This is a genomic window from Paenibacillus harenae, from assembly GCF_030812415.1.
GTDB classification, from domain to species: Bacteria; Bacillota; Bacilli; order Paenibacillales; family Paenibacillaceae; genus Pristimantibacillus; species Pristimantibacillus harenae_A.
On sequence record NZ_JAUSST010000010.1, the window covers coordinates 56937 to 81887 of the forward strand.

General features: G+C 51.9%; 22 protein-coding genes. 2 read left to right on the top strand and 20 right to left on the bottom strand.

Going from position 1 to position 24951, the window contains the following annotated elements; genetic code table 11:
• Nucleotides 1-43: 43 nt before the first annotated feature.
• From J2T14_RS28695 to J2T14_RS28740, 10 genes are all read right to left on the bottom strand, one after another.
• A complete protein-coding gene (locus J2T14_RS28695; protein WP_307476492.1) occupies nt 44-2269 on the bottom strand; it encodes a sensor histidine kinase in 2226 nt (741 codons plus the stop codon).
• Nucleotides 2247-2939, bottom strand: a complete 693-nt coding sequence (locus J2T14_RS28700; protein WP_307476495.1) for a response regulator transcription factor — start codon at nt 2937-2939, stop codon at nt 2247-2249. Before J2T14_RS28700 ends, J2T14_RS28695 begins: the two co-directional genes overlap by 23 nt.
• A 147-nt stretch (nt 2940-3086) precedes the next feature.
• Entirely contained in the window at nt 3087-3371 is a 285-nt protein-coding gene (locus J2T14_RS28705; protein WP_307207985.1) for a hypothetical protein, read from the bottom strand.
• Between the two features lie 167 nt (nt 3372-3538).
• Nucleotides 3539-4720, bottom strand: coding sequence for a response regulator (locus J2T14_RS28710; RefSeq protein WP_307476497.1), 1182 nt, complete (start codon nt 4718-4720; stop codon nt 3539-3541).
• Nucleotides 4701-6575, bottom strand: coding sequence for a cache domain-containing sensor histidine kinase (locus J2T14_RS28715; RefSeq protein ID WP_307476500.1), 1875 nt, complete (start codon nt 6573-6575; stop codon nt 4701-4703). Before J2T14_RS28715 ends, J2T14_RS28710 begins: the two co-directional genes overlap by 20 nt.
• A gap of 111 nt (nt 6576-6686) precedes the next feature.
• The gene (locus J2T14_RS28720) at nt 6687-7571 is read right to left on the bottom strand and encodes a carbohydrate ABC transporter permease (protein WP_307476502.1); all 885 of its coding nucleotides are present in this window, start codon (nt 7569-7571) and stop codon (nt 6687-6689) included.
• Between the two features lie 18 nt (nt 7572-7589).
• Nucleotides 7590-8480, bottom strand: a complete 891-nt coding sequence (locus tag J2T14_RS28725) for a carbohydrate ABC transporter permease (protein ID WP_307476504.1) — start codon at nt 8478-8480, stop codon at nt 7590-7592.
• 159 nt (nt 8481-8639) lie between these two features.
• Nucleotides 8640-9977 carry an extracellular solute-binding protein gene (locus J2T14_RS28730; RefSeq protein ID WP_307476506.1) on the bottom strand — a complete coding sequence of 446 codons (1338 nt, stop codon included), beginning with the start codon at nt 9975-9977 and terminating at the stop codon, nt 8640-8642.
• Between the two features lie 224 nt (nt 9978-10201).
• Entirely contained in the window at nt 10202-10402 is a 201-nt protein-coding gene (locus J2T14_RS28735; RefSeq protein ID WP_307207993.1) for a toxin-antitoxin system HicB family antitoxin, read from the bottom strand.
• Between the two features lie 12 nt (nt 10403-10414).
• The gene (locus J2T14_RS28740) at nt 10415-11287 is read right to left on the bottom strand and encodes an SPFH domain-containing protein (protein ID WP_307476508.1); all 873 of its coding nucleotides are present in this window, start codon (nt 11285-11287) and stop codon (nt 10415-10417) included.
• 545 nt (nt 11288-11832) lie between these two features.
• Between J2T14_RS28740 and J2T14_RS28745 the strand changes: the two genes are divergently transcribed.
• Together J2T14_RS28745 and J2T14_RS28750 are read left to right on the top strand one after the other, a co-directional pair.
• On the top strand, nt 11833-12189 hold the full coding sequence (locus J2T14_RS28745; protein ID WP_307476556.1) for a MerR family transcriptional regulator: 357 nt from the start codon (nt 11833-11835) through the stop codon (nt 12187-12189).
• A gap of 29 nt (nt 12190-12218) precedes the next feature.
• Nucleotides 12219-12536: a thioredoxin family protein gene (locus J2T14_RS28750; RefSeq protein WP_307476511.1), complete on the top strand. Its 318-nt coding sequence runs from the start codon at nt 12219-12221 to the stop codon at nt 12534-12536.
• A 215-nt stretch (nt 12537-12751) separates the two neighbouring features.
• On the opposite strand, the gene urtE is transcribed toward J2T14_RS28750, so the two are convergent.
• The 10 genes from urtE to J2T14_RS28800 form a co-directional block, all read right to left on the bottom strand.
• The gene (urtE, locus tag J2T14_RS28755) at nt 12752-13447 is read right to left on the bottom strand and encodes an urea ABC transporter ATP-binding subunit UrtE (RefSeq protein ID WP_307207997.1); all 696 of its coding nucleotides are present in this window, start codon (nt 13445-13447) and stop codon (nt 12752-12754) included.
• A complete protein-coding gene (gene urtD / locus J2T14_RS28760) occupies nt 13425-14201 on the bottom strand; it encodes an urea ABC transporter ATP-binding protein UrtD (RefSeq protein ID WP_307476513.1) in 777 nt (258 codons plus the stop codon). Before urtD ends, urtE begins: the two co-directional genes overlap by 23 nt.
• Entirely contained in the window at nt 14173-15255 is a 1083-nt protein-coding gene (urtC, locus tag J2T14_RS28765; protein WP_307476515.1) for an urea ABC transporter permease subunit UrtC, read from the bottom strand. The genes urtD and urtC overlap by 29 nt, the downstream gene beginning before the upstream one ends.
• Nucleotides 15256-15280: 25 nt before the next feature.
• Complete coding sequence (gene urtB / locus J2T14_RS28770) at nt 15281-16186, bottom strand: urea ABC transporter permease subunit UrtB (protein ID WP_307476517.1); 906 nt, start codon at nt 16184-16186, stop codon at nt 15281-15283.
• A 112-nt stretch (nt 16187-16298) separates the two neighbouring features.
• Nucleotides 16299-17558, bottom strand: a complete 1260-nt coding sequence (gene urtA, locus J2T14_RS28775; RefSeq protein ID WP_307476519.1) for an urea ABC transporter substrate-binding protein — start codon at nt 17556-17558, stop codon at nt 16299-16301.
• Between the two features lie 585 nt (nt 17559-18143).
• Nucleotides 18144-19244, bottom strand: coding sequence for a peptidylprolyl isomerase (locus tag J2T14_RS28780; protein WP_307476522.1), 1101 nt, complete (start codon nt 19242-19244; stop codon nt 18144-18146).
• A gap of 72 nt (nt 19245-19316) precedes the next feature.
• Nucleotides 19317-22844: a transcription-repair coupling factor gene (gene mfd / locus J2T14_RS28785; RefSeq protein WP_307476524.1), complete on the bottom strand. Its 3528-nt coding sequence runs from the start codon at nt 22842-22844 to the stop codon at nt 19317-19319.
• A gap of 392 nt (nt 22845-23236) precedes the next feature.
• Nucleotides 23237-23467, bottom strand: coding sequence for an anti-sigma-F factor Fin family protein (locus J2T14_RS28790; protein WP_307208006.1), 231 nt, complete (start codon nt 23465-23467; stop codon nt 23237-23239).
• Nucleotides 23468-23532: 65 nt separating this feature from the next.
• Nucleotides 23533-24093, bottom strand: a complete 561-nt coding sequence (gene pth / locus J2T14_RS28795) for an aminoacyl-tRNA hydrolase (protein ID WP_307208039.1) — start codon at nt 24091-24093, stop codon at nt 23533-23535.
• 151 nt (nt 24094-24244) lie between these two features.
• The gene (locus tag J2T14_RS28800) at nt 24245-24895 is read right to left on the bottom strand and encodes a 50S ribosomal protein L25/general stress protein Ctc (RefSeq protein WP_307208007.1); all 651 of its coding nucleotides are present in this window, start codon (nt 24893-24895) and stop codon (nt 24245-24247) included.
• Between the last annotated feature and the right edge of the window lie 56 nt (nt 24896-24951).

A 24951-nucleotide genomic window follows, 5' to 3' on the forward strand; every position in this document is an offset into this window, starting at 1 on the left:
TTCCTCTTGAATCGGAGTGGATGCAGCCGCGGCTTATTTGTTATTATGTCAGCTTAAGAACGACGATAACTTTGAACAAATCCCCGTCCGTCTCGATATCAAGACGGCCTTCATGGAGATCCACAATCGATTTGGCGATGGCTAGCCCAAGACCGGAGCCCTCCGTATGCCGAGATGTATCGCCGCGTTTGAACCGTTCAAGCAGCTCCTCGCCGTTTTCGCTATATTCGTATTTCGATACATTTTTGAACGTGATATGGACCTGATGATGATCTTCAATTCGTATCGTAATATAAGCCCGTGAGTGTTCCAACGAATACTTCACCATATTGCCTATTAAGTTATCGAACACGCGCCATAGCTTCTGTCCGTCCACGCTCGCATATACCGGCGTCTCAGGAGTCGATACGCGGAATTGTACCGTTGAACCTTCAATCGCATCGTCATATTCGGCGAGCGCCTGTTGCAGCAGTTGGACAAGGTCTGCCTTCGCAAGCGACAATTCGACATTGCCGCTTGCCATTTTCGACACCTCGAACAGATCGTCGATCAGCACTTTAAGCCGCTTTGATTTTTTGTCAATGATATCGATATAGGCCAATCTCTCTTCGGTCGATACGTCCTCTGCTTTCAGTAAACCTGTGTACGTAATAATCGATGTAAGCGGCGTCCGCAGGTCGTGGCTAACGTTCGTTATGAGCTCTGTCTTCAGCCGCTCGCTCCGAGCCTGCTCATTCTGCAGCGTCCGAACGCCGCGCTTCAATACGTTAAGGTTAGCGGCGAGCCCGGTCAGCGCAGACTTGCCTGTCACTGCAAGCTCTTGCCCCGCGCTTCCGGCGGCCAATTCATTCGCAGCTTTGGCGATTCGATTGAAATACGCGACTTTGTTAACGAGCAGCAGAACGATGGGAAGGCCTATAACGACAAAAACGATGATATAGATCGTCGTGGATAACGGCTCTAATTCATACAACGTAAGGCTGCCCGCTGCGCCAAGGGCAAAAACAACCAGCAACAGAGTGACAAGCCGCGTGCCTGTGCTCTTAATAAGAAAGGCATCACTCAAACTGCTAATGGCATGAACGAAGTACGCCTTAATGCGTCTCCCCGCCTTAATCGATAACCCTTGTCGCCATTCTCGCTTGAAGTTCTCCCAATTAAGCCTCTCCGCGGCCAGCAACTGCCCTTGCACAACCGTAACGGACCAGCAAGCGGCAGCGATAACCGTTATGATCAACTGCTTCATCCCGTAGCTCCAGGGCCGGTCGAATACAGCATGGAATTGGTACGAGACAGAAAGCATCAGACCTACGGAGCTGAGGCCTGTTGCCAAGAGCAACAGCCCTTTGACATCAATAGGCAGCTTGTTGTAATAAAGCGTCCAGTTTCCTTGCTCTACTGGCAAAGCTCTAACTTTTTTGTACCGGTAGAAGCATACGAGGAGCGCGGCAATGCTAGCCATTGCATAGACTAACCATACAATCTGCTCCTGCCTATACCGATCAGCTTTGAGAACGACGGGACTGGTATTTGACACTGCGATAAGCCCATCATAAGGATCCAAAGATGGATTGATAAGGTCATGGCCCTGAATCCAGTAATGAACGGAATGGTCGGCAGGTATCGTATAGCTGGCCGTGAACACCTTGTTTTCAGCGTTCATCTCGCGGCTGGCCGATCGCTCTTGCAATACGCCAAGGCTCGTAAAGACTTTGCCGTTCACACTGTTCTTAAAGTAATATTCGAACTGCTTCTTGTAGTTGAGATATTCGCCTCGGTAATTTTCCCGCTCCTCGTAATAGCCTTCGATTCTTTGCACCTTGTTCTCCATAATCAAGGTTTTGGCATACTCTTCGTCTTTGAACACCTTGGTCGTTTCCTCTATCCGTTGATCCCGCTCCGCCGTGTAGAATTCCATAGCTTCCTGGTTGTCGGCAGCTACCGCCTCTTCTATACGTTGCTCGTATTCGAACTTAAGATTAGCCATCGTATCGGTCAACGTACCAAGTCCGTTGCGATACTCATTGATCTCATCCTCACTTACCGCAATAGAAGCCTTCGCATCTTCCGGCGAGATCGCATTCAACTCGAAAAGGTTCAAATAATTCGCGAATTGCTCTAACTGGACTCGGAACTCGGGCGTGTGGTAGTAATCGCGATGCAAATAATTGCTGCCCATGGCGATCATCGTCACCGGTCCGCTTAGGCCGAAAACGAACAATAGCGCGAAGACAAATACGATTAGTCTATTTCTCCATCTTGTATCCAATTCCCCACACCACCTTCAAATATCTCGGATTTTTGGGATCGATCTCGATCTTTTCGCGGATTTTGCGTATATGGACGGCAACGGTATTTTCAGCGTTGTAGCCCTGCTCTTTCCATACACGCTCGTATATTTCGTTAATGGAGAACACCCGCCCGGCATTCGTCATTAGCAGGTCCACAATCTTATATTCAATGGGCGTAAGCTTGACCGGCTCTCCATTGACCGTCACTTCCTTAGCCGACTTGTCCAGGCCAAGCCCGTTCAAGTCTATCGCTTTACGCAGGCCCTCGTAAGAACCTAAATTCACATACCTTCGCAACAGCGACTTTACGCGGGCTACAAGCTCCATCGGATTAAACGGCTTTGTGACGTAGTCGTCCGCCCCGACGTGAAGACCAAGTATTTTGTCGACGTCCTCGCTCTTGGCGCTTAAGATGAGAATCGGAATGTTCTTTTTCTCGCGAATTTTGTATGTAGCGGCTATACCGTCAAGCCTGGGCATCATCACATCCAGAATGATGAGATGGATGGGCTGGCTATTAACGATGTCCAGCGCTTCCAATCCGTCCTTTGCCTTCAGCACCGCCACGCCTTCGTTCTTCAAATATATTTCGATCGCATCGCGTATTTCCTGATCATCGTCCACGACTAACACAACGTACTGTTCCATGCTTTCCCCCGCTTTCACCGCAGCTATTCCTTTTCCCATATTTTAATAGTAAACGACAATTCTTAATATCCTTTCACGATAATTATGAAGAACTTCTTAATTTATCGGCGATGTCCCCTTGACCATGCGAAGCATAAAAAAACCGCCTCAATAGGAGACGGTTTTCTTCTCTTTCGCTTTGCCGGGAGCGGAGGCCGCACCGGCTAATGCGAGCGAAGCATGCACGGTCAGTCTTTTGACACTTGTTCGCAGTTCTTCCGTCGGCTCCTTCAGCAGAAGGCAACCCCGGCTTAACTCGATTAACGCCGTTTTCGCCGCTTCTTCCGCAAGCCGTTGATTTTGCAATATATAATAAGCAATTTGATAGGCGTACAGCTCCTGCTCTCTTAACAGGTCAATCTTCTGACGGACCGCAATCGCCAATTTCTTCACACATCCTCGCCTTGCCGTGTCGGCACTTCAGCTTTCTCACCCTTTCGTTATTGTAAATGGAAAATCTTAATTTTTCTTAAACATTTTGTTTAAGATCTCCTTAATAAAGCAAAAAGACGCCAATCGAATGACTCGTTTCGATGGACGCCTTCATCTATTGGAACTCGCTATTCCGTCTGCGCCGCATGTTCGCCTTTCTGCCTGAACTCCGATGGCGTCTCCCCGTATTTCTTGCGGAATAGCTGGGAGAAGTGACGAATGTCCTGATAACCGATGCGCTCCGCCACGTCGGCCAGCTTCAGCTTGGGATTAAGCAGCATCTGCTTCGCTTGCTCCATGCGCAATCCGATCACGTATTCCTTGAAACCGAGACCCGTCTTCTGCTTGAACAGCTGGCTGAAGTACACGGGATTGAGATAGACGATGGAGGCTACCTTCTCCAGCGACAGATCGGCATGGTAATGAGTGCGAATATATTGCTGAGCTACCTCGATGGCTTGATCGCCCCCGCTGGCATAATGCTCGTATACCTGCGTCGAGGAAGCCTGCCTCATCCGATGCACCTCGGCCGGAATCGCGTTCACATCCGCGATTAATTCCGTATGCATGATCTGGAACGGAACTCTTAAGTACTTGATCAGATGCGAGCGCAAGTCTTCAAGCAGGGCGGCAAGCGATTGCCCCTCTCTGAGCGTAATAAGCCCAAGCAAGCTTTTGTTGTCATGAATGGTAACGAAACCCGTACCATGGCGGCCAATCAGCTCGCCAAGCACGTTCTCGATAATGAAATGCTCTAGATGGACAACCTTCTCGCTATCCATCTTCACCATAATGAGATGGAAGCGAGGATGGCTCTCCATGAACGGGCCTACATCGATCCGTCCAATATCGAGCCCCGATGCCCAGCGCTGGAATACGGCCTCGCGCAAATATTTACGGTTCGCCTTCAGAAGCTCGGCCTCTTGGGATAGTTCCTGCTCGCGCGTAATTTCCTCGCCCAGCTTCTCGATCATCTCGATCACGATTTCTTTGCCGATCGGCTTGAGCAAATAGTTCTTAGCGCCGAGCTGGACCGCTTCCTGCGCATAAGCGAATTCCGAATGGGCCGAGATGACGACCCACTTCATATGCGAATAACTGTCCGCCGTCAGCTTCATCAGCTCCAGCCCCGACATGCCCGGCATCAAAATATCGGTCAGCACAATATCGATCCGGTCGCTGCGCAGCCGCATTACCGCTTCTTCCGGATTGCTTGCCAGAAATATGCGGTAGTCGGAAAAATGGTTCTCAAGCGTCCGCTTGATCCCCTCCCGTATTACCTTCTCATCGTCAACGATTAGTATGTTCATGTATGCATCCTCCTTCCTGAAAGACCGGAAGCGGCATGACGATTACGACCGTCGTCCCTTCCCCCTGTACGCTCTCGATGCGCAATCCGTAACTCTCGCCAAACATAATGACGAGTCTATGATGGACGTTCGGCAGTCCGATTCCTCGTCTTGCCGGTGCCGTTCCCGGTTCACTCTGCGCGTTTCTTCCGAACACCGGCTCTTTAATTAACCGTCTTATATGTTCAAGCGTCTCCTCGCTCATTCCTATTCCGTTGTCGGCTACGACGATGCGCAGCTCTCTCGCCTCCTCGTCCGCCTCCGCGTATACCCGCAGAATGCCCGGACGATCCAAATCCATCGGTTCAAGACCGCTCTTCACCGCATTCTCGATAATCGGCTGCAGCGTCATCTTCGGCATCGGCGCGTCGAGCCACCGATCCTCGACATCGATCCCCGTCGTCACTCTACCCTCGAGCCGATTCTCGATAATCGTCATATAATGACGCATCTGGTCAAGCTCCTGCCGAAGCGTCGTCTTCGACGCTTCCTCCCAGTGGCTGCTGTAGCGGAACATCTGGGACAGAGACAGGATAACGCGTCCCAGACGGTCGTTCTCCCGTTCATCCAACATCCAATAAATCATATCCAGCGTGTTATATAGAAAATGCGGATTCACCTGCGATTGCAGCGCCTGCAGCTCCGCATTCTTCTCGCTAATGGACGAAAGCGTAATACGGTCGATCAATTCGTCCATTCGCAGCACCATCCGATTAAAGGACGATACGAGACTGTTAATCTCCTCGTACGAATTGACGTTGACCGCGCCGCGGAAATTACCCATCTCCACCTGCTTCATCTCGCGAATGAGCAGCTTGAGCGGCTTTGCGATATTGCGCGAGATCAGGCTTGCCAGCACGGTGGAAAGCACGATGACGGCGGCAATGACGATCAGCAAATATAGCCTAGTCTGCGCAAGCTCCGCGCTAATATCCGCCTTCGGAGTCAGTCCGAATACGGTCCAGTTAGCCATCGCCGCATTCGCCGATACAATAAGCTGATCGGTCCGATTGTCGACGATAATCTCGTTTCCGCTCGGCCTAGGAAGCCCTTCAAAGGACGGATACTCCTTCTCCATATTGTGGGCTGTGGGAATGCCGGGATCGGTCGTCGCAATGACGCGATTATCGGGATCCACGATATAGACTCTACTGTTCGGACTGATCGTGACGTTCGACAAGGCCGACAGAATCGGCTTCGGGTCGGTCTCGATCAGAACGACGCCAATCGGCTTGTAATTGTTGAAATCGTAAAGCTGGCGTCCGAATACAAATACGGTATCCTGCTGCAAAATACTGTTGATTAAAGATCCTTCCGACAGCCCTAGCCATACCATCCTCCCGTTCGATTCGACGAGCTTCCGGTACCATTCGGCCGAGCTGTAGTTGCGATCGACGATGCCGGCAAAGCGCCGCTCATAGCTGTATACCTTGCCTCTTGTCGATATAATATGAATGCCGATAATATCATCCCGCGAGTAATACGTTGCTCCGAGAAGGTTCGTAATCGCCCGCTCGCTTATGAAGCCGACCTCTCCATCAACCTCTTCGCGATCCTTCTCCATCACAAGCCGCAGCAGCTCGGAGTTGCTGCTCAGCGACTTCGTGACACTATCGTAGCCCTCCAGCAGCAGATCGAAGAGCCCCGCCGTCTGGGAAATGTTTTTTTCGGCGAGGTCGCTGATTTTGGAATGTATGATTTGAGTTGTCTTCTGATAATAGAGCACGCACACGAGAATGAGGAGCGTCATCGTCGAAATCAGAAATAACAGAAACAGCCGGCTTCGAATCGAATGCCGGTTCCACCTTCGCAACACGTCCGCTCCCCCTTCACCCTAATTTATGTCCACCGTATTGTAGCACAAAAGCCGCACAGCTTGTGCAGCTTAGGCGCCTGTTCGTAAACGGCAAAAAAACGGCAAAGGGAATTAACCCTTCACCGCGCCCGCCACCATGCCCTTCGTGATTTTGTCGGCAAGGAGGAAGTAGATAATAATAACCGGCAACGCGCCCAGTACGAGGAACGCTCCGATTGCACCGTAATTGACGGAGTACTGGCTGACGAAGCTGTTTACGCCGAACGGCAGCGTCTTGAGCGCTTCGGACGAGATGAAGGTCGATGCCAAGATGTACTCGTTCCAGATGTTGATGAACGTAAGAATACATACCGTCATCATCGGCGGGACCGATACCGGCAGGATGATATTCCAGAAGATACGGAACACGCCCGCTCCGTCCACGACGGCCGATTCCTCGATCTCATGAGGGATTGTTCTCATGAAGCCGCTTAGGATGAACACCGCAATCGGCGTCTGGAATGCGATGTACGGCAGAATAATAGACGCATGCGTATTCAGAATGTTGATGTTTTTGAAAATCAACATCAGCGGAAGCAGCGTCGCCTGCATCGGAATCATCATCCCGATCAGGAAGACCAGCATAACGGCCGGCCCGTACTTCCAGCGGAAGCGGCTGATCGCGAACGATACGAGCGAGGCTAACAGCAATACCCCCACCATCGTAATCGTCGTGACGAACAAGCTGTTGTACAAATATTTGAAGTAATTGCCCGACTCGACCGCGTTGGTGAAGTTCACCCACTGCGGCGATGCCGGAAGGGCGAAGAACCTGCCCGCTAATATTTCTTCATTGCTTTTAAGCGAATATATGGCTAGCCAGAGGAGCGGATACAGCTGGGTTACGAGCAGAACGCCGAACAAAATATACGATGCTATTTTGCCGATTCCCCATCGCCCTTTCCCTCTCACTCTCGCCTGCGGCTTAATTGCGCCGGCCCCGATTGACTGACTCATGGTTGTTCCCCCCTTGCGTTACGTGTATTTCCGTTCTACGCGGCCAAAAATGAAGTTGATAATGAACGTTGCGACCAAGCAGACAAGCACCAGGAATGCTGCAATAGCGCTTCCGTAACCGTACTTCATCGACAAGAACGACATATTGTACATATGCGTCGAGATCAGGTCGGTCGCATGTGCAGGACCGCCGCCCGTCATAACCATCGTCAAGTCGAACGCTTGTAGGGAACCTATAAATGCAAGAACGATCGATATCTTAAAGATCGGAATATTCATTGGGAAGGTGATGTACCAGTCGGCCTTAAGCCCGTCGGCGCCATCGATCTTAGCCGCCTCGTACACATCGGCAGGAATGTTCTGAATACCGGTGAACTGGATGAGCAAGTGGTAGCCGAAATATTGCCACAGCGCTACGAAGTACAAGCTGTACATGGCGATGCTTGGATCGGTAAGCCACGCTTGCGTCCAAGAGCCGAGTCCAATCGCTTCAAGAACCTGATTGAGCATGCCGCCCATTGAAGCCGGGTTATAGATGGTTTTCCATAGTTGTCCGATAATGACGACCGACAAAATAATCGGCAAAAAATAACTCGATACAAGGAAGTTCGGTTTTTTCACATAACGATTGAGCAGAATTGCGATAAACAGCACGACAGGGATTTCCGCCATGGAGAACACGGCGAACATCAAGGTGCGCCGAACAGAAGGCCAGAACACCGCATCGTCAAAAAACATCGTTTTAAAGTTGGCCAAGCCAACGAATGTCGACTCCCCGATCCCGTTCCATTCCAGCAAGCCGCTGTACATCGAAACGATTATAGGTACGAAGACCAGCAGAACGTAAAGCAGCAAACATGGCAATACGAACAGCGCTATTGTAAATTTAGATACCTTTAGTACGTTCATCTCGCGCTCCTCCTTATGAAAGAATTGCAGTAAAACAATCAACAGTTATGGTTCGCTCACTGGCGAAATGTCTATACACGATAACGGAGGGGGTCTTAAGCAAGAACCCCTCCGCTCCGCGTTATCTTTATTTATTCGTTGCTTCTAATTTCTAACTTCTTACTTATTGCTGTCGTAAGCCGATTGATGCTCTTTGGATACTTTTGCGGACTCCATTTTCTGTACGAACAGGTTTTGGATGCTCGTCAAGTGACCTTGAGCCGTACCAGGGTTCATCGTGTTGTCGAACGCAAGGTCTCCGCCTTTAACGTCTTTGAACATGCCCAGCACTTCCATCGCCATATCGGAGTAGCCGGCAGCTTTGAAGTCGCCTTCTACTTTCTGCGCAAGACCTACCGCGCCTTTAACCTCGAAAGCTTCTTTCGGGAAGTTCAGCATGAAGTAGTTCAAGAAATCTTTCGTTTCTTCCAGGTGCTTGCTGTCTGCGGAAATCGCGAACGCGCTGCCCGGTGCAAGCATGAACTCGTTAACGTCGCCCTTGCCGTTTACGGTAGGGAATTTGAATACGCCCACTTTGCCGTTAACGGACGAAGTTTCGATACCGCCGGTTGCCCAGCTGCCCATGTAGTACATCGCTGCTTTGCCTGTTTTGAACAGGTTCTCGCCGGCGTTGTAGTCGAACGATGTAGCGCCCTCTTGGAATGCGCCAGCTTGGATCAAGCTTTGGAAAGCGTCAACCGCTTCCGTGAATGCCGGATCTTCGAACGTTTTCTTGCCGTCGATGACTTCTTGCAGGAAGCCAGGGCCGTTCGTGCGTAGCAATACGTTCATGAACAAGAACGAACCTGTCCACGTATCCTTTTCGCCGATTGCCATCGGTTGAATGCCTTTCGCTTTCAAGTCTTTGACCACTTGAACCATTTCTTCGAACGTCGTCGGCACTTTCACGCCGGCTTGGTCGAACAATTCTTTATTGTAGTACACGAGCCCGATGTTGTTGCCGTCCGGCAAAGCGTACAGATTGTCGTCGAACGAGTAGAAATCAAGAATACCTTCTTGGAACGTGTCTTTCAGACCGTTCTCTGCAACCATATCGTTCAGCGGGGCGAACAGCTTCGCGTCTACGAAAGGTTTCATTTGTGCAGCTGGGTTAACGATCGTGATGTCCGGAACCTCACGCGAAGCGGCTTGCGTTTTCAGCTTCACTTTTTGTTGGTCCGTATTCAGCGAGTCGAGCTCGATCTTCACGCCCGGATGATCTTTTTCGTATTGGGCTACGATTTTTTTAATCATGCCGTTTTTCGGATCCGTCGGGTCCGGATAAATGTTTTGGAACGTGATCGTAATGTCTTCTTTTTTGCCGCCGCCGTTGTCCGTGCCAGCGTTCGTGCCAGTGTTCGTGCCTTCGTTGTTGCCGTTGTTAGCTCCGCATGCCGCAAGGCTTAGCGCCAGCGTACCTGCCATAACAACCTTCAATATGCCATTCATTTTGTTCATTTGTGTATCCCCCTTATTTGTGGATGTGTTCATTATGCTCCGATTTGCAACCCCTTACAATGCGCGAACTTAGGATAAGAGGTGTGTTTTCTTTAGGTAGTCTCCGTTCTCCCGCGATTCGTCCGTAGTATTTGTTGTTAAGCTCATGCCGTATGCGGAAAAAAGGACGGACGTCCGAATGGAGTTCGGACGTCCGTCTTGTTCGCCTATATAGGTTTGTTCCATTATGACTGCCGCTGATCGTTTGGGTTGTCCGAAGACGCAGGCCGCGCAGACTTCAATCTGCCCGCCTTGCCCAGCGCCTCGCGCAGCAGAAACTCAATATGGCCGTTCACGCTGCGGAATTCGTCCGCAGCCCATAGCTCGAGCGCGCGATGGAGTTCGGGATCTAATCGAAGCGCGAATGCTTTCTTTTCTTTTCCCATAGGATTAGCCCGTTAGCTGTAGAGCGAGCCCGTATTAATTACCGGGGTAGCCGAACGATCCGATACGATCACTACCATCAGATTGTTGACCATTGCCGCGCGCCGCTCCGTATCAAGCTCGATTCCGTTCTCCTCCAGCTGCTTAAGGGCCATGTCCACCATGCCGACCGCACCTTCGACGATCTTCTGCCTCGCCGATACAATAGCCATTGCCTGCTGCCGCTGCAGCATGGCGCTTGCAATCTCTGGGGCATAGGCGAGATGCGTAAGCCTCGTCTCCAGCACTTGTACGCCTGCAACGACTAGTCTCGTTTGTAGCTCCTTGAGCAGCTCGGCCGCTACTTCATCCGCATTGCCGCGGAGCGACAGGATGTCATCCGTGCCGAATGTGTCATACGGATATTGCGCCGCAATATGCCGTACGGCCGTCTCGCTCTGAATCTCGACGAAACGCTCGTAATTATCGACATCGAACGTCGCGCTAGCCGTATCCTGTACTTTGAAGACGACGACCGCGCCGATCTCCACCGGATTGCCCTCGGCATCGTTTACCTTGAGCGTCTGGCTATTGAAGTTTCGCACCTTGAGCGATACGTTTCTCTTGTTCGTGAGCGGTGCCACCATCCATAATCCGCTCTCCGCGACCGTTCCCATATACGTTCCGAAGAAAGTAACGACCTTAGCCTCGTTCGGCTGCACGATCATTAAAGATGTCAAACAAATTATCGCAAGAAGAATAAGAAATATCCCGATGCCGATCCATATTGGTGACTGTTCGCTGCCCGATGCTTCATTGGCGATGAGTATAACACCGCCAACCATAGCAATAATCGAAACCAACAATGCCATATACCCGCTTACGTGCCACGCCTTTTTCTCTTTCATCAGCGACACTCCTTGTTTTCATATTGTTTTGATATTTATATGATATCACTTTTTACAAAAAGATACAATGATATTTGTAAGCTTCCGTACTCCAAAGTTGCTTAAGCCTTGAAATCCCGCTTATTACTCACCTATCCGTCACCTTGTAAGCATATAGGATGATTTCCACCACTTAACTTGGCGCCACCTTCCCCGTACGACGCTCAACTTGCCAACTTTGCCTCTTATAAGCGGTGAAATCCAACTTATAGCTATCTCAATGGCTGCGTACCCAGCTTATTAGATGGATTTCACCACTCACCTAAATCGTTCTCAGCCTTGCTTCGGATTATCGCCACCAAACCAAACAAGCCTACGTATCTAGCCTTATTTGCCTTGCAGCTTCCTCATACGCGAATCACAAATATAATAAGTTGTATTATTAGCCAAAAAAACGGTTGACCCTGACACCAATGTCAGCGTTTATACTTACAGTAAGCCGATCCAAGCGAGTGTCCAACTCGGGCATGAGCTATGGAACTTCATAACCCCGGGGGCTTTTGATGATGAAAATTGGTCAACTATCGCGAGAGACGGGAGTCAGCATCCGTTCCTTGCGCTACTACGAGCAAAAAGGGCTGATTACGCCCATCCGCCAAACAAACGGATATCGCGAATACTCGCCGCTTACGGTGCAGACCGTCGAGACGATCAAGCTTTATTTGAATATGGGCTTATCGACGGAGCAAATCGCCAGCTTCCTAACATGCGTCCTTCAGAACAAGGAGGCATTCTGCTCGCAGGTGATGCCGATCTACCGGCGGAAGCTGGAGGAGATCGAGCGGCAAATCGTAGAACTTAATCAAATGAAAACGAATCTGATCGATCGCATCGGTTCGCTGCAAGAAGAAATAACATCATAACGTTCTTCTAATGAAAGGAAAGTGAAACAATGACGCTAATGAATGCCGAGAACGAAAGCGCTTTTCGCGCAACCATTAATGAAGGAATCTCCCTCGTTGACTACGCTGCGCCTTGGTGCCCGCCCTGCAAACCTTTACTTCCTATACTGGAGGAGTTGGGCGAGGCTTATGTCGATTCCATTCGCGTTATTAAAGTCAATTGCGATGATCTTCCCGGCGCCGCTTCGGAAGCAGGGGTAATGAGCTTGCCGACCGTTATCCTTTACAAAGACGGCGTACCGATGGAGAAGCTGATCGGACTGCGTCCGAAGTCAGCCTATCAAGCGATCATCGACAAGCATCTATAAGAAAACATTCAAATATAGCGGCGAATTAACGCCGAACAGGCAAGCACTCCCTTGAGGGAATGCTTGCCTGCAACATTTTTCGGGCCGGTCAATCGACATCGACGTTCATCCATTTGTCGCCCTCATGTATCAACACATAGATCATGGGATTAGGCTCACCTTCTTTTCCCCATTTGCGGCGATCAGCTTGAATTCGTACCCCAGTACCATATCCCCTATACGGTCAAATATTTGCGAACCACTTCATCATTCAGCGCATCCAGCCCGCCCTCCCAAGCGATAGCGCCCTTCTCCAAAATATAGAAGTAATCGCCGATGCTCTTCACGAACTCCAGGCTTTGCTCGACGAGCAGCACCGCCGTCTTGCCGTCCGACTTGATCGATCGGATGACATCCCTGATGTCATCGACAATCGACGGCTGGATGCCCTCGCATGGCTCATCCAGCAGCAGCACTTCCGGCTTCGAAGCCAGCGCCCTTGCGAACGCAAGTTGCTGCTGCTGCCCGCCGCTTAGATCGCCGCCGCGGCGCGTGTACATTTCTGGCAACACGGGAAACTTCGCAATGGCCTCCTCCGGAATCGAGGTCGCCTTCGTCTTCGATGCTTCCAGCCCAAGCAGCAAGTTCTCGTACACCGACAGCTGCCCGAAAATTTCACGTCCCTGCGGGACGTAGCCAATACCGCTCTTCGCCCGCTGTCCCGGCGCACGCTTCGTCAGATCCGTGCCGTTATAGGCAACGGAGCCGCCCCGCGCTTTCAATAGCCCCATAATGCTCTTCATTAACGTCGTCTTGCCGACGCCGTTGCGACCGAGCAGGCAGACGACCTGCCCCGGCTTCACCGTAAGCGTCACATTGCGCAAAATAATGCTTTCGCCATAACCCGCTTCAAGCTGTTGAACGGCTAACATCGGCATCCCGCCTTTTCCCCAGATACACTTCCGCTACGCGGTCGTCGCCCTGTACCTCATCCATCGAGCCTTCCTTAAGCAGCTTGCCCTCGTGCATAACCGTCACCCTGCTGGCGAAGTTGCGGACAAACTCCATGTCATGCTCCACGACCACGATAGACCGCAATTGCGCAATCTCGTGCAGCAGCTCGCCGGTCTTATCCGTTTCCTTGTCCGTCATTCCGGCAACCGGCTCGTCGAGCAGCAATATTTCCGGTTCTTGAAGGAGCATCATGCCGATCTCCAGCCACTGCTTCTCGCCATGCGACAAGCCTCCGGCGCGCCATGACGCCTTGCTCCGCAGCCCGATCATCCCCAATTGATAATCGATTCTAGACCGCTCGTCGTCGCCCAGCTTGGCGAACATCGTCGCGAACACCGTGCGCTTCTGTCGCATCGCGATCTCCAGATTCTCATGCACCGTCATCGAAGGGAAGATAGACGGGGCTTGAAACTTGCGCCCGATGCCGAGCTCGGCGATCTGATGCTCCTTCTTCCTCGTAATGTCGACCTTGCCATCGAACGTCACCTTGCCGCTAGACGGGCGAACTTTGCCGCAGATGACATCCAGCATCGTCGTCTTGCCGGCGCCATTGGGCCCGATCAAGAAACGAAGCTCGCCCTTCTCCAGCTTTAAGTTCATCCCTTGAATTGCCTTGAAGCCGTCAAACTCCACCGTCACGTCGTCACACTGCAGGATTACGGATTCCTTCATGGTCCTCCTCCTTTCTTTTCTTGCGAAATTTAATTTGACCGATTAAGCCGGCGATGCCCTTCGGCATGAAAACGACGACGATAACGAACAATCCGCCCATGAAGAACAGCCAGCCTTCCGGATATGCCGTACTGAACTCGCTCTTCGCCCAGTTCATCGCGATCGCGCCGAGCGCAGCCCCGATCAACGTACCGCGGCCGCCGATTGCGACCCATAGCACCATTTCAATCGACGGGACAATGCCCAGCATCGAAGGAGAAATAATACCGACATGAAGCACGAACAACATCCCCGCAATACCCGCAATGGCTGCCGATATCGTGAAAATAACCATCTGATAGATCGCCGGATTATAGCCGATGAACCGCACGCGGTTCTCGCCGTCCCGAATCGCGCGCAGCACCTTGCCGAAGCGGCTCCCGACAATGTAACGGCATAGAATGAATACGGCGATCAGCACCGCCGCCGTAATCCAATACAGCACGCGTTTCGTATCGGCCGAGCCAAGCGAAGCGCCAAGAATCGTCGAATAGCCGGTAATGCCGTTCGTACCGCCCGTGAAAGCTTGTTGCCCAACGAGCAGCGTCGTTGTAATAATAACGAGCGCTTGCGTTAGAATCGTGAAGTATACGCCCTTAATCCGGTTGCGGAACGTCACGTAGCCAAGCACCAGCGCGAGCACCGAAGGGATGAGTATGCCCATCGCGACCGCGAAGCCGAAGTTCTCGAACGGCTTCCAGAAGTAAGGCAGCTCCTTCAGGCCGCTCCAGCCCATGAAATCGGGCGGCATGCCTCCGCTGGCCTCAAGCTTCAAGTACATTGCCATCGCATAAGCGCCTAAGCCGAAAAAAATACCGTGACCAAGACTTAAGATGCCCGTATAGCCCCATATGAGATCAAGGCCAAGCGCCACAATCGCAAAGGCCAGAAATTTCGCCAGTAAGTTAAGTCGAAAATCGCTTGCGAACATCGGAGCAGAGAACAATGCCGCTGCCGCTGCCGCATATCCGACCAATAACCAAATGCGCTGAGGTGTCCATTTTTGCTGCAGCATATGGTTTCCGCCTTTCTATCACTTTTTAATCGAGCGAGCGCGAGCGCATAGCGACGAACCCCATCGGCTTCCATTGCAAGAAGGCTACGATGCAGACGAACACGAGCACCTTGCCAAGCGATGCGTTGGTCCAATATTCGAACAACGTATTGAACATCCCGATCCCCATTGCGCCGAGCACCGTGCCGACCAGCTTGCCGACGCCGCCAAGAACGACGACCATAAAAGCATCGACGATATAATACGTGCCAAGAGAAGGGCCAATCGAACCCATGAGCGTAAGCGCGCAGCCAGCAATGCCGGCGATGCCCGAGCCGATCGCGAATGTCATTGCATCAACGCGGCGGGTCGATACGCCAAGGCAAGCGGCCATATCGCGGTTCTGCATGACCGCCCGCATTCTTCTTCCTTCATGGCTGCGGTAGATGTAAAAGTACATCGCGACGAGGCAGGCAATAACGAGCGCAATAATGAACAGCCTCTTATACGGCAGCAGCGTGCCGTCCATTATCATCAAACCGCCATCGAGCCAGGATGGACTCGTCACGGCGACATTCGGCGCGCCGAAGATCGAGCGAGCGAGCTGCTGCAATACGAGGCCCACGCCCCATGTAGCAAGCAAGCTGTCGAGCGGTCTGCCGTATAGGAAGCGGATAAGCGACATTTCGAGAATAAGTCCGACTACAAACGCGATCGCGAAGCTTGCCGGAATGGCAAGAACAAAGTACCAATCAAACATCGAAGCCGGCAAATACGCTTTGAATATGTTTTGAGTCAAATACGTGGAATAAGCGCCGATCATAATAAGCTCGCCATGCGCCATATTAATGACCTTCATAAGACCGAACGTAATCGCGAGCCCGAGAGCGACCAGCAGCAGAATCGAGCTAATGCTTAGCCCATTGAATAACTGCAGAAGATACACATCCATAATACCGCCCCTTGGTTGTCATCTGGATAAGAAAAAACAGTAGGGAAGCATTCGAAGCTTCCGAATACTCCCCCATGTATTGCTGCGTCTAAGCGTCGGCTTTACTTATTTCCTATTCGGTAGGTTGAATGCTGGCGGCCCAATCGTAGCCCTTCAGATAAGGATCCGGTTTGACCGCTTCTCCCGAGTTCCATAGCTCCTTGAACTGCCCGTCGGACTGAACCTCGCCTATCCGCACCGTTTTGTAAATATGCTGCGTTTCTCCGTCGATCTTCACTTTGCCCTCCGGAGCATCCCACTCGAGATCCTTCGCTGCTTCCTTTACTTTCGCTACGTCCGTCGAGCCGGCTTTCTCTACGGCTGCCGCCCATAGGTATACGGCCGTGTAGCCCGCTTCGATCGGATCCGCCGTAACGCGCTCGTCGCCGTATTTCTTTTTGTAGTTTTCAACGAACGTTTTGTTCGTTGGCGTATCCGTCGTTTGGTAGTAGTTCCACGCGGCCAGATGGCCTTCCAGCACATCGACGCCGATCCCGCGGATTTCTTCCTCCGCAACCGATACGGACAACGTTGTAATGTCCTTCGACGTAATGCCGGCATCCTTAAGCTGCTTGAAGAATGCTACGTTGCTGTCGCCGTTAAGCGTGTTATACACGACGTCCGGCTTCGCTTCCTTAATCTTGCTGATGATCGTTGCGTAATCCGTGTGGCCGAGCGGCGTGTATTCTTCGCCGACAAGCTCTCCGCCCTCCGCCTTCAATTGCTCTTTAATAATGAGGTTCGCCGTGCGGGGAAATACGTAGTCCGAGCCGAGCAAGTAGAACTTCTTGCCGCGGTTCTCAAGCAGCCACGTTACCGAAGGCACGATCTGCTGGTTTGTCGTAGCCCCCGTATAGAAGATGTTCGGGGAAGCCTCGAGACCTTCGTACTGGACCGGATACCATAGCAGCCCGTTCAGTTCCTCGAATACCGGCTTCATCGCCTTTCGGCTTGCCGATGTCCAGCCGCCGAATACCGTTGCTACTTTATCTTCCGAGATAAGCTTGCGGGCTTTCTCCGCGAAAGTCGGCCAATCCGATGCGCCGTCCTCAAGTACGGGGATGATTTTTTTCCCAAGTACCCCGCCTGCCGCATTGATTTCATCGATTGCCATCATTTCCGCATCGATAACCGAAACTTCGCTTATTGCCATCGTGCCGCTCTGGGAGTGAAGAATACCAACTTTAATGCCGTCCTCTGCCGGTGCGTCAGTCACCTTCGATGCCTCTCCATTCGTTGAAGCAGGCTCATTGTTATTGCCGCCGCATCCTGCCAGCACCAATGCGAATGCCACCAACAGCAAGCCTAATTGATAAAACAACCTCTTTTTCATCTCTCCACTCCCCAGTTCTCTTTAATTTTTCTCTATTTTCCGAACGTTCCTATGGATTTGTTTACCATCGTTCGCATCCTTATCATAATATGGCTTTTACTTTGATGTCAATATAGTTAACATCGATTTTTTTAAACAAGACCAAAACGCTTGAAAAGAGTGTGCTTCACCGCTATTCAATCGATTTCATGTAGTCTTAAATAACATATATATGACACAAGTTTGGTTCATATGTCCTATTTCCGAACGATCGTCTAATGGACAAGAACTTGCTCCTATATAGCGGCAGTACATATAGGTACCAGTTCCACACCTGTATTAATAAAATGAATTTCTATCGTTAATTTCTGCGATTACGTCCATCAGAGAAAAATAACAGGAATTGCTCCCGCTAATTTCTCGTTTCTTACTGAATCGTCTCATCCAGCGTGAAATAAAAGGAGTTTTTCCCGTTAATGCTCTGGTAAATAAACCGACGCAGCAAGCAAAGACGGCTATCATCCCCTTCTGCCGGTAATAGCTGAAGTCAAAAAAAAGCTGCCCCATGAAATCATGGGACAGCCCTGTTTGGCTTTGCTTATTCCGTTATTCCGCTGCTGGAGCTTCCGTTGCTGCAGGAGCATCCGTAGCTGCAGGGGCGTCTGTACCCGCCGGAGCATCGGTTCCCGCAGGCGGTTCAGGAAGCGTAACCTTCACTTCGTAACCGGGCAATTCATCCGTCATGAACTTGTCCATATGCGTATATGCGACAGCGTTCTTCACGGTTTCCTTCGTTGCTCCGTCCAGTTGGTCGAATGTTTTCACTTCGCGCTTCTCCACTTGAATCAGATGGTAGCCGTATTCAACCTCAATCGGCTCTCCAAGCACGCCAATCTCTTGCTTGAACGCCGCTTGCTTGAATTCTTCGACCCATTTGCCGGCAACCTCGTTCTCATACAGGCCGCCCTTCTGGTTAGAGCCCGGATCGTCGGAATATTCCTTCGCTAGCGCCGTCCAATCTCCGCCGGCTTTCAGCTTTTCCTTCACTTCATTGATCCGTTTAAGCGCTTCTTCCTTCGTGCGAAGCTCTTTCTCCTCGCCCGTCGTCTGATCCTGCGTCGTCGTAGAAACGAGGATATGACGAGCGCTGATCGTCGTGTAATTAGCCGTATTTTTCTCATACTCGGCTTTCGTCTCTTCATCGGTCACTTTGGAATTCATATGTGAGACAACGGTAGCCGTCAACATAACGTACGTGGACATATCGTCGTCGGATACTTTTTGCTCATCTACAGCGGTTTTCAGGTCTGGGTTGTCTTTCAAGGCCGTCTCATAATCCTTCATTTGAGTAGCCACATCTTCGCGAGCCTTCGTCAATGTGTCCTCGGTAGCTTGCGCGGCAATGATCTTGTACGATACGAATTGCTCAAGCAGCTGCTGCTTGAACGGTTGGTATGCATCGATAATCTGCGCGTAAGTAGGCTGCATAATCTTGAACACGGACAAGTAATTATCGAACTCTTCCGCAGTAACCTTGCCGCCATCCTTATAGGTTGCGACGACGTCACCTTTGCCTGCTCCGGCAAATTCCAAGGAATAATCGTCGTTTTTCTTGCCGCACGCCGCCATGACCGTCGTAGCAAGCACCACTGAAATAACGAGCAGCGCGCTTCTGCGCCATGCCGATTTGCGTGAACTTTGCAACATGTTGAATCCCCTTTCAAATTATGAACTTGATTGTATTGTATCAGAAAAAGAACTCAGAAAGCGAATCGCAGTCTATGGCGTCACGTTCTGCAGCTGTCCCTGCTGGTGAAGCGCATCCTTGTACGCCTGCAAATATTGTTCCAATAAATGAAGCTTCTGCTCCATCGATAAGCCTTTGCCTCGCAGCAGCACGGTCGGGTTCGCATCCTGCTCGCTACCCTGCTTGAACCGGTTCTCGAACTTATGGCAGAGCTTGTCGACTTTCGTCCGGTCGATACGCGGCTTCTCGCTCGAAGCGAACCGAAGCGTCAGGTCGTCGCCCTTCTGGCTAATTTGCTCGATGCCGTATAATCCGCCATACACCTTCAGCCTGGCGACGGCCAACAAGTTCTGAACGGCCTGCGGCAAGTCGCCGAAGCGGTCTACAAGCTCCGCATCGAGATCATCCGATTCCTCGAAGGAACGAAGGGTCGCCACTTTCTTGTAGATCTCGATCTTCTGAATGCTGTCGTATATATAATCCGAAGGCAAGTAAGCGTCGATGCTGACGTCGATCAACGTGCTGACCTGCTTCTCTTCTACGATCTCTACGCCTTCCATCTCCGCCTTCCGCTTGGCGATCTCATCGGCCAACATCTGCGAATACATATCGAAGCCGACCGAAGCGATGAAGCCATGCTGCTCCGCGCCGAGCAGATTGCCCGCACCGCGGATCGACAGGTCGCGCATCGCGATCTTGAACCCCGAACCGAGCTCGGTGAACTCCTTGATGGACTGCAGGCGCTTCTCCGCCACCTCCGTCAGCACCTTGTCGCGCTGATACGTAAAGTAAGCGTAAGCGATCCGGTTGGACCGGCCTACGCGTCCGCGCAGTTGGTAGAGCTGCGACAGACCCATTTTATCAGCATCGTGCACAATAAGCGTATTAACGTTCGGAATGTCAACGCCCGTCTCGATAATGCTCGTACTCACGAGAACGTCGGACTCGCCGTCGAGGAAGTCGAGAATCGTCTTCTCCAGCTCCTGCTCGGACATCTGACCGTGACCGACGGCCACTCTAGCATCCGGTACAAGCGCGTTGATCTGCTCGGCCATCTGATAGATGCCTTGCACGCGGTTATATAGATAATAGACTTGGCCGCCGCGCGCAAGCTCGCGTTCGATTGACTCCCGCACGAGGGCGGGGCTGTATTCGACGACATACGTCTGTACCGGGAATCGGTTCTCGGGCGGCGTCTCGATAACCGACAGGTCGCGCACGCCAAGCATGGACATATGCAGCGTTCTCGGTATCGGCGTCGCCGTCAGCGTCAGCACGTCAACATTCGTCTTAAGCTTCTTCAGCTTCTCCTTATGGGACACGCCGAACCGCTGCTCCTCGTCGACGATAAGCAAGCCTAGCGACTTGAAGATGACATCCTGCGACAGCAGGCGATGCGTGCCGATGACGACATCGACCCGTCCGTCCTTCAGCCCTTTCATCGTGTCGTTCTGCTCCTTGCGGGACCGGAAGCGGCTCAAAACCTGCACATTGATCGGATACCCGGAGAAGCGCTCCTTGAACGTTTCGTAGTGCTGCTGGGCCAAGATGGTCGTAGGAACGAGTACGGCGACTTGCTTGCTGTCCATCGCCGCCTTGAAGGCCGCGCGAATCGCAACCTCCGTCTTGCCATAGCCCACGTCGCCGCAGAGGAGCCGGTCCATCGGCTGGGTTTTCTCCATATCCTTCTTGATCTCTTCGATAGCCCTGAGCTGGTCCCGTGTCTCATCGTAGGGGAACATCGCCTCGAATTCCTGCTGATAGGATGTGTCTTGTCCGAAGGAATAACCCGGCGCTGCCTGACGCTGCGCATATAGCTTGATCAGATCATCGGCAATATCCTGTACCGACGCCCTAGCCTTATTCTTCGCGCGCGTCCACTCGCTGCCGCCTAGCTTATTAACCTTCGGTTCCCGCTCCTCCGAGCCGACATACTTCTGGATCATGTCCACTTGCTCGATCGGAACGGACAGCTTGTCGCCCCCGGCATACAGAATATGGAGGTAGTCCTTATGAATGCCGGCGATCTCAAGCGTGCCGATGCCTACGTACTTGCCGATGCCATGGTTATGATGGACCACGTAATCGCCGACTTTAAGCTCCGTATAGCTCTTGATCCGCTCGGCGTTGTCGACCTTCTTGTCGATGCGTCGCGCCTTGCGCTGCTTCTGCGAGAACATCTCGCCTTCGGTAATGACGACCAGATGAGAGGAAGGCAGCTCGAAGCCCGATTGCAGGTTGCCCTCGATCAGCGTAGGCGGCTCAATGTTGTAGTCCTGCAGCACGCGGCGCATGCGATCCATGCGCTCGGCGCCTCCGGCAAGCATAATAACGTTGGCGCCCGTCTTCATCCAGCGATCCATCTCCGCCTTCAGCACGTTCATCTGGCCATGGAAGTTCTGCATCGAGCGGCTGGTCATGTTCAGAATGTTCTGCGGCTGCGTATGCGGAATTTGGCGCAGGAACAGCGATAAGAACAACGTCGGGAACGGTCGGGTATGCAGAATCTCCTCCGTCGCCCGCGCAAGCTCGAGGCCCGGCAGCGATTTGCCGTTCTGCAGCAGATGCAGCGACCATTCCGCTTCATCCCGCTCCAGCTGCTTCGCCGTCTCTATCAACCGCGTCGGCTCGTCTAGCAAAAGCACTGTGTCGCTTGGCATATAGTCAAGAATCGTCTGGCGTTCCGGGTACAATAGCGATATATATTTATAAATTTCAGGGAAATACACATGCTCGCGCAGTCGCTCCAGCTCTCCGCCAATCTCCGCACGAAGACGTTCTTTCGCCATGCGGTCGGTCATCTTGGCAAGCTGCTGCTCCAGCAGCTCTTGCGCGTGGCGCTCCGCGGCTTCCATTCGCTTATCGTCCGCCAATATTTCCTGGCATGGCGGTACGATGAACGCTTGCAGCCGGTCCTGCGAGCGCTGGTCGGCGGGGTCGAACGTACGGATCGAATCAATATCGTCGCCGAACCATTCGATCCGGTATGCCTGCGCGGTCGTCAGCGGATAGAAGTCCACAATACCGCCGCGTACGCTCATCTCGCCGCGCGACTCCACGCGGTCGGCCCGCGCATAACCTAAAGACGTCATCTGACGCAGGAATGCTTCGAGCAGGAGCGAATCTCCCACCTTCACCTCTATTTGGGCCTCTGCCATTACGTTGCTGATCGGCAGGTAGCGACGAACGCCGGAGAACGGCACGACAACAATCCCGCGATAGCCTTTGGACAGCTTGATCAGCACATCCATGCGCTGCGCCAGCGTCTCGGGACTCGAGATCGCCGCTTCGGCAGCCATTAGCTCATTCGCGGGATATAACAATACTTGTTCTTGCGAGAGACATTCTTGCAAGTCCTCCGCGATTTTCTGAGCGGAGAACATATTATGCGTCACGACGAGCATCGGACGGCCCACATCTTCCTGCAGCGCTGCAATGAGCACCTGACGGGAAGATCCGGCCAGCCCCGAAATCATCTGCTCGCGCATGCCTTTGCGAATACCGGAAATAATCGACTGTACATCCGAATCCGCGGCAAAAGCTTTAATCAGCGCTTTCAACGTTTGCGGCACCCCGTTTCTATACACGATCGGCTGGCAATGAACAGACGAATGAACGAAATCTCGCTCGTCTGACTCCTGATTGCCTCCGATTGCATCAACACAAGCAGTCTTGCATGGAATGAGAGCTTATTTATAGTAGACGGCTGTTATTCATCCCAGCAGCAATCTCCACAAACGCTCAACATTCGTTCAACCCTAAATGACCTCGCCGTCGTATAGGCGGCGAAGTGATTGTTGTGAATATTCAACAGCTAACGTTAAGCCGAGAAATATAGGCTAAGTATAGGAGCAAGTCCCTTATACCTCCTTATATTTCAAAAAAGCCTTAACCGCTGTCAAGGCTCTTGTCTAACTCACTGCATCAAAACCTAAAAGCAACCGTACATCCGCTATTGCAGCGGACTCGATACAAGAGCAAGCTCGGGATTAGCGTCAAGCGCTTCGCGACAGTAATCGCATACGACCTTAACCGTTACATCCCCGCTTGGGTCATACGCTATTATATCGCTGCGCTCCTCGGGGGTCAAGAAATGGAAACCAAGCTGATGCTCCGTTATTTCCTCTGTCGTTATGGAGCCGATGGACGTTTTGCAATGCCGGCAAATGTAGTTTACAGCCATATGTATGCCTCCTGAAGAGTCGTTATTACCCTTCAGTATGCCCAGCGGCTGCAGATTCTAACAGGCTAGCGGTTAAACTTTGCCATCGTTTCCTCGAAAGGGGCTTTAAGCCCGAACTCTACAGCGTCGCAAGTCTGCTCGATCATCGCCGTCAGCTTGTCCTGGTCGCTCTTCGGGAAGTTCGACAGCACATAGTCGGCAATGTTCATGCCCGGCTGCGGACGAGATACGCCCATCCGGATGCGGTTGAACGATTGCGTGCCCAAGTGCTGAATGAGCGACTTGATGCCATTATGGCCGCCTGCGCTTCCTTGATAGCGAAGCCGGATCTTGCCGATCTCCGTATCGAGGTCATCATATAGAATCAACCCTTCAGCCCGATCAGCCTTGAAATAGTCGAGGAACGCCCGTACCGACTCCCCTGACAGATTCATATAGGTCATCGGTTTAATAAGCACGACCTTCGTGCCCTGTACATTGCCTTCTCCGATTAGCGCCCTGCATTTGTTCGTCGTGACCGAGATTCCCCAGCGTCTGGCAAGTTCATCGATCGCCATGAAACCGACGTTATGGCGCGTCCCTTGATACTGCGTGCCGGGATTGCCTAATCCTACGATCCACTTCATCGTTAGCTGTACTCCTTTATCCATAACCATAATAGCTGCAAAAGTAGATGCTGCTCTTTTAAACGAATCATAAGTTTATTTTCGAGTTTACGCAAGCTAAAAAACTGCCCTGAGCATCAATCTCAGGACAGCTTCCGGAAACTCTATATACTTAGATCGTCTTCAAATCCTCCAGCTGCGCTTCCTTCGATCTTGATTCCGCTTCGGCCAGCTCGACCGCCGCATCCTCTCTCTCTTCCTCGCTCAGCTCTTTCTGCGGCGCGAGAACCGTCACAACGACCATCTCCGGCTCCGTCTTCGCCTCGACGCCTTGCGGCAGCTGCAGATCGCGGACGAGCAAGCTCTCCCCTACGCCAAGCGTCGCAATATCGACCGTGATCGACTCAGGGATATCACCCGGCAAGCATTGCACCTCAAGCTCATGGAGAATCACTTGCAAAATGCCGCCTTCGCGAACGCCTTCCGAATCGCCGCCCGCTTCGATTCGCACATTAGCTCTTACATTCTCATTCATATTGACCTGATGGAAGTCAACGTGAAGCAATTGACGACTCAGCGAATCTCTCTGCACGTCCGAAATCATAACGGAATGCTTGCCCTGCGTCCCGATCTCGATCTCCAGCACCGCGTTCGGGTGAGATCGAAGCAAGCCTTGCAGCTCCTTCTCATCGATTGCAACAAGCGCTGAAGCGTTCAACAGCTTGCCGTACACGATGCCGGGAACTTTGCCTTGCTGCCGAAGTTCACGCAATTCGCCCTTCGTCGAAACGTTCCTTTGGTCCGCTTTCATTGCTATCGCCATATGGGTATCCTCCTAAAATGGATATTCCATATAGCTTTACCCAATCAGGCAACATC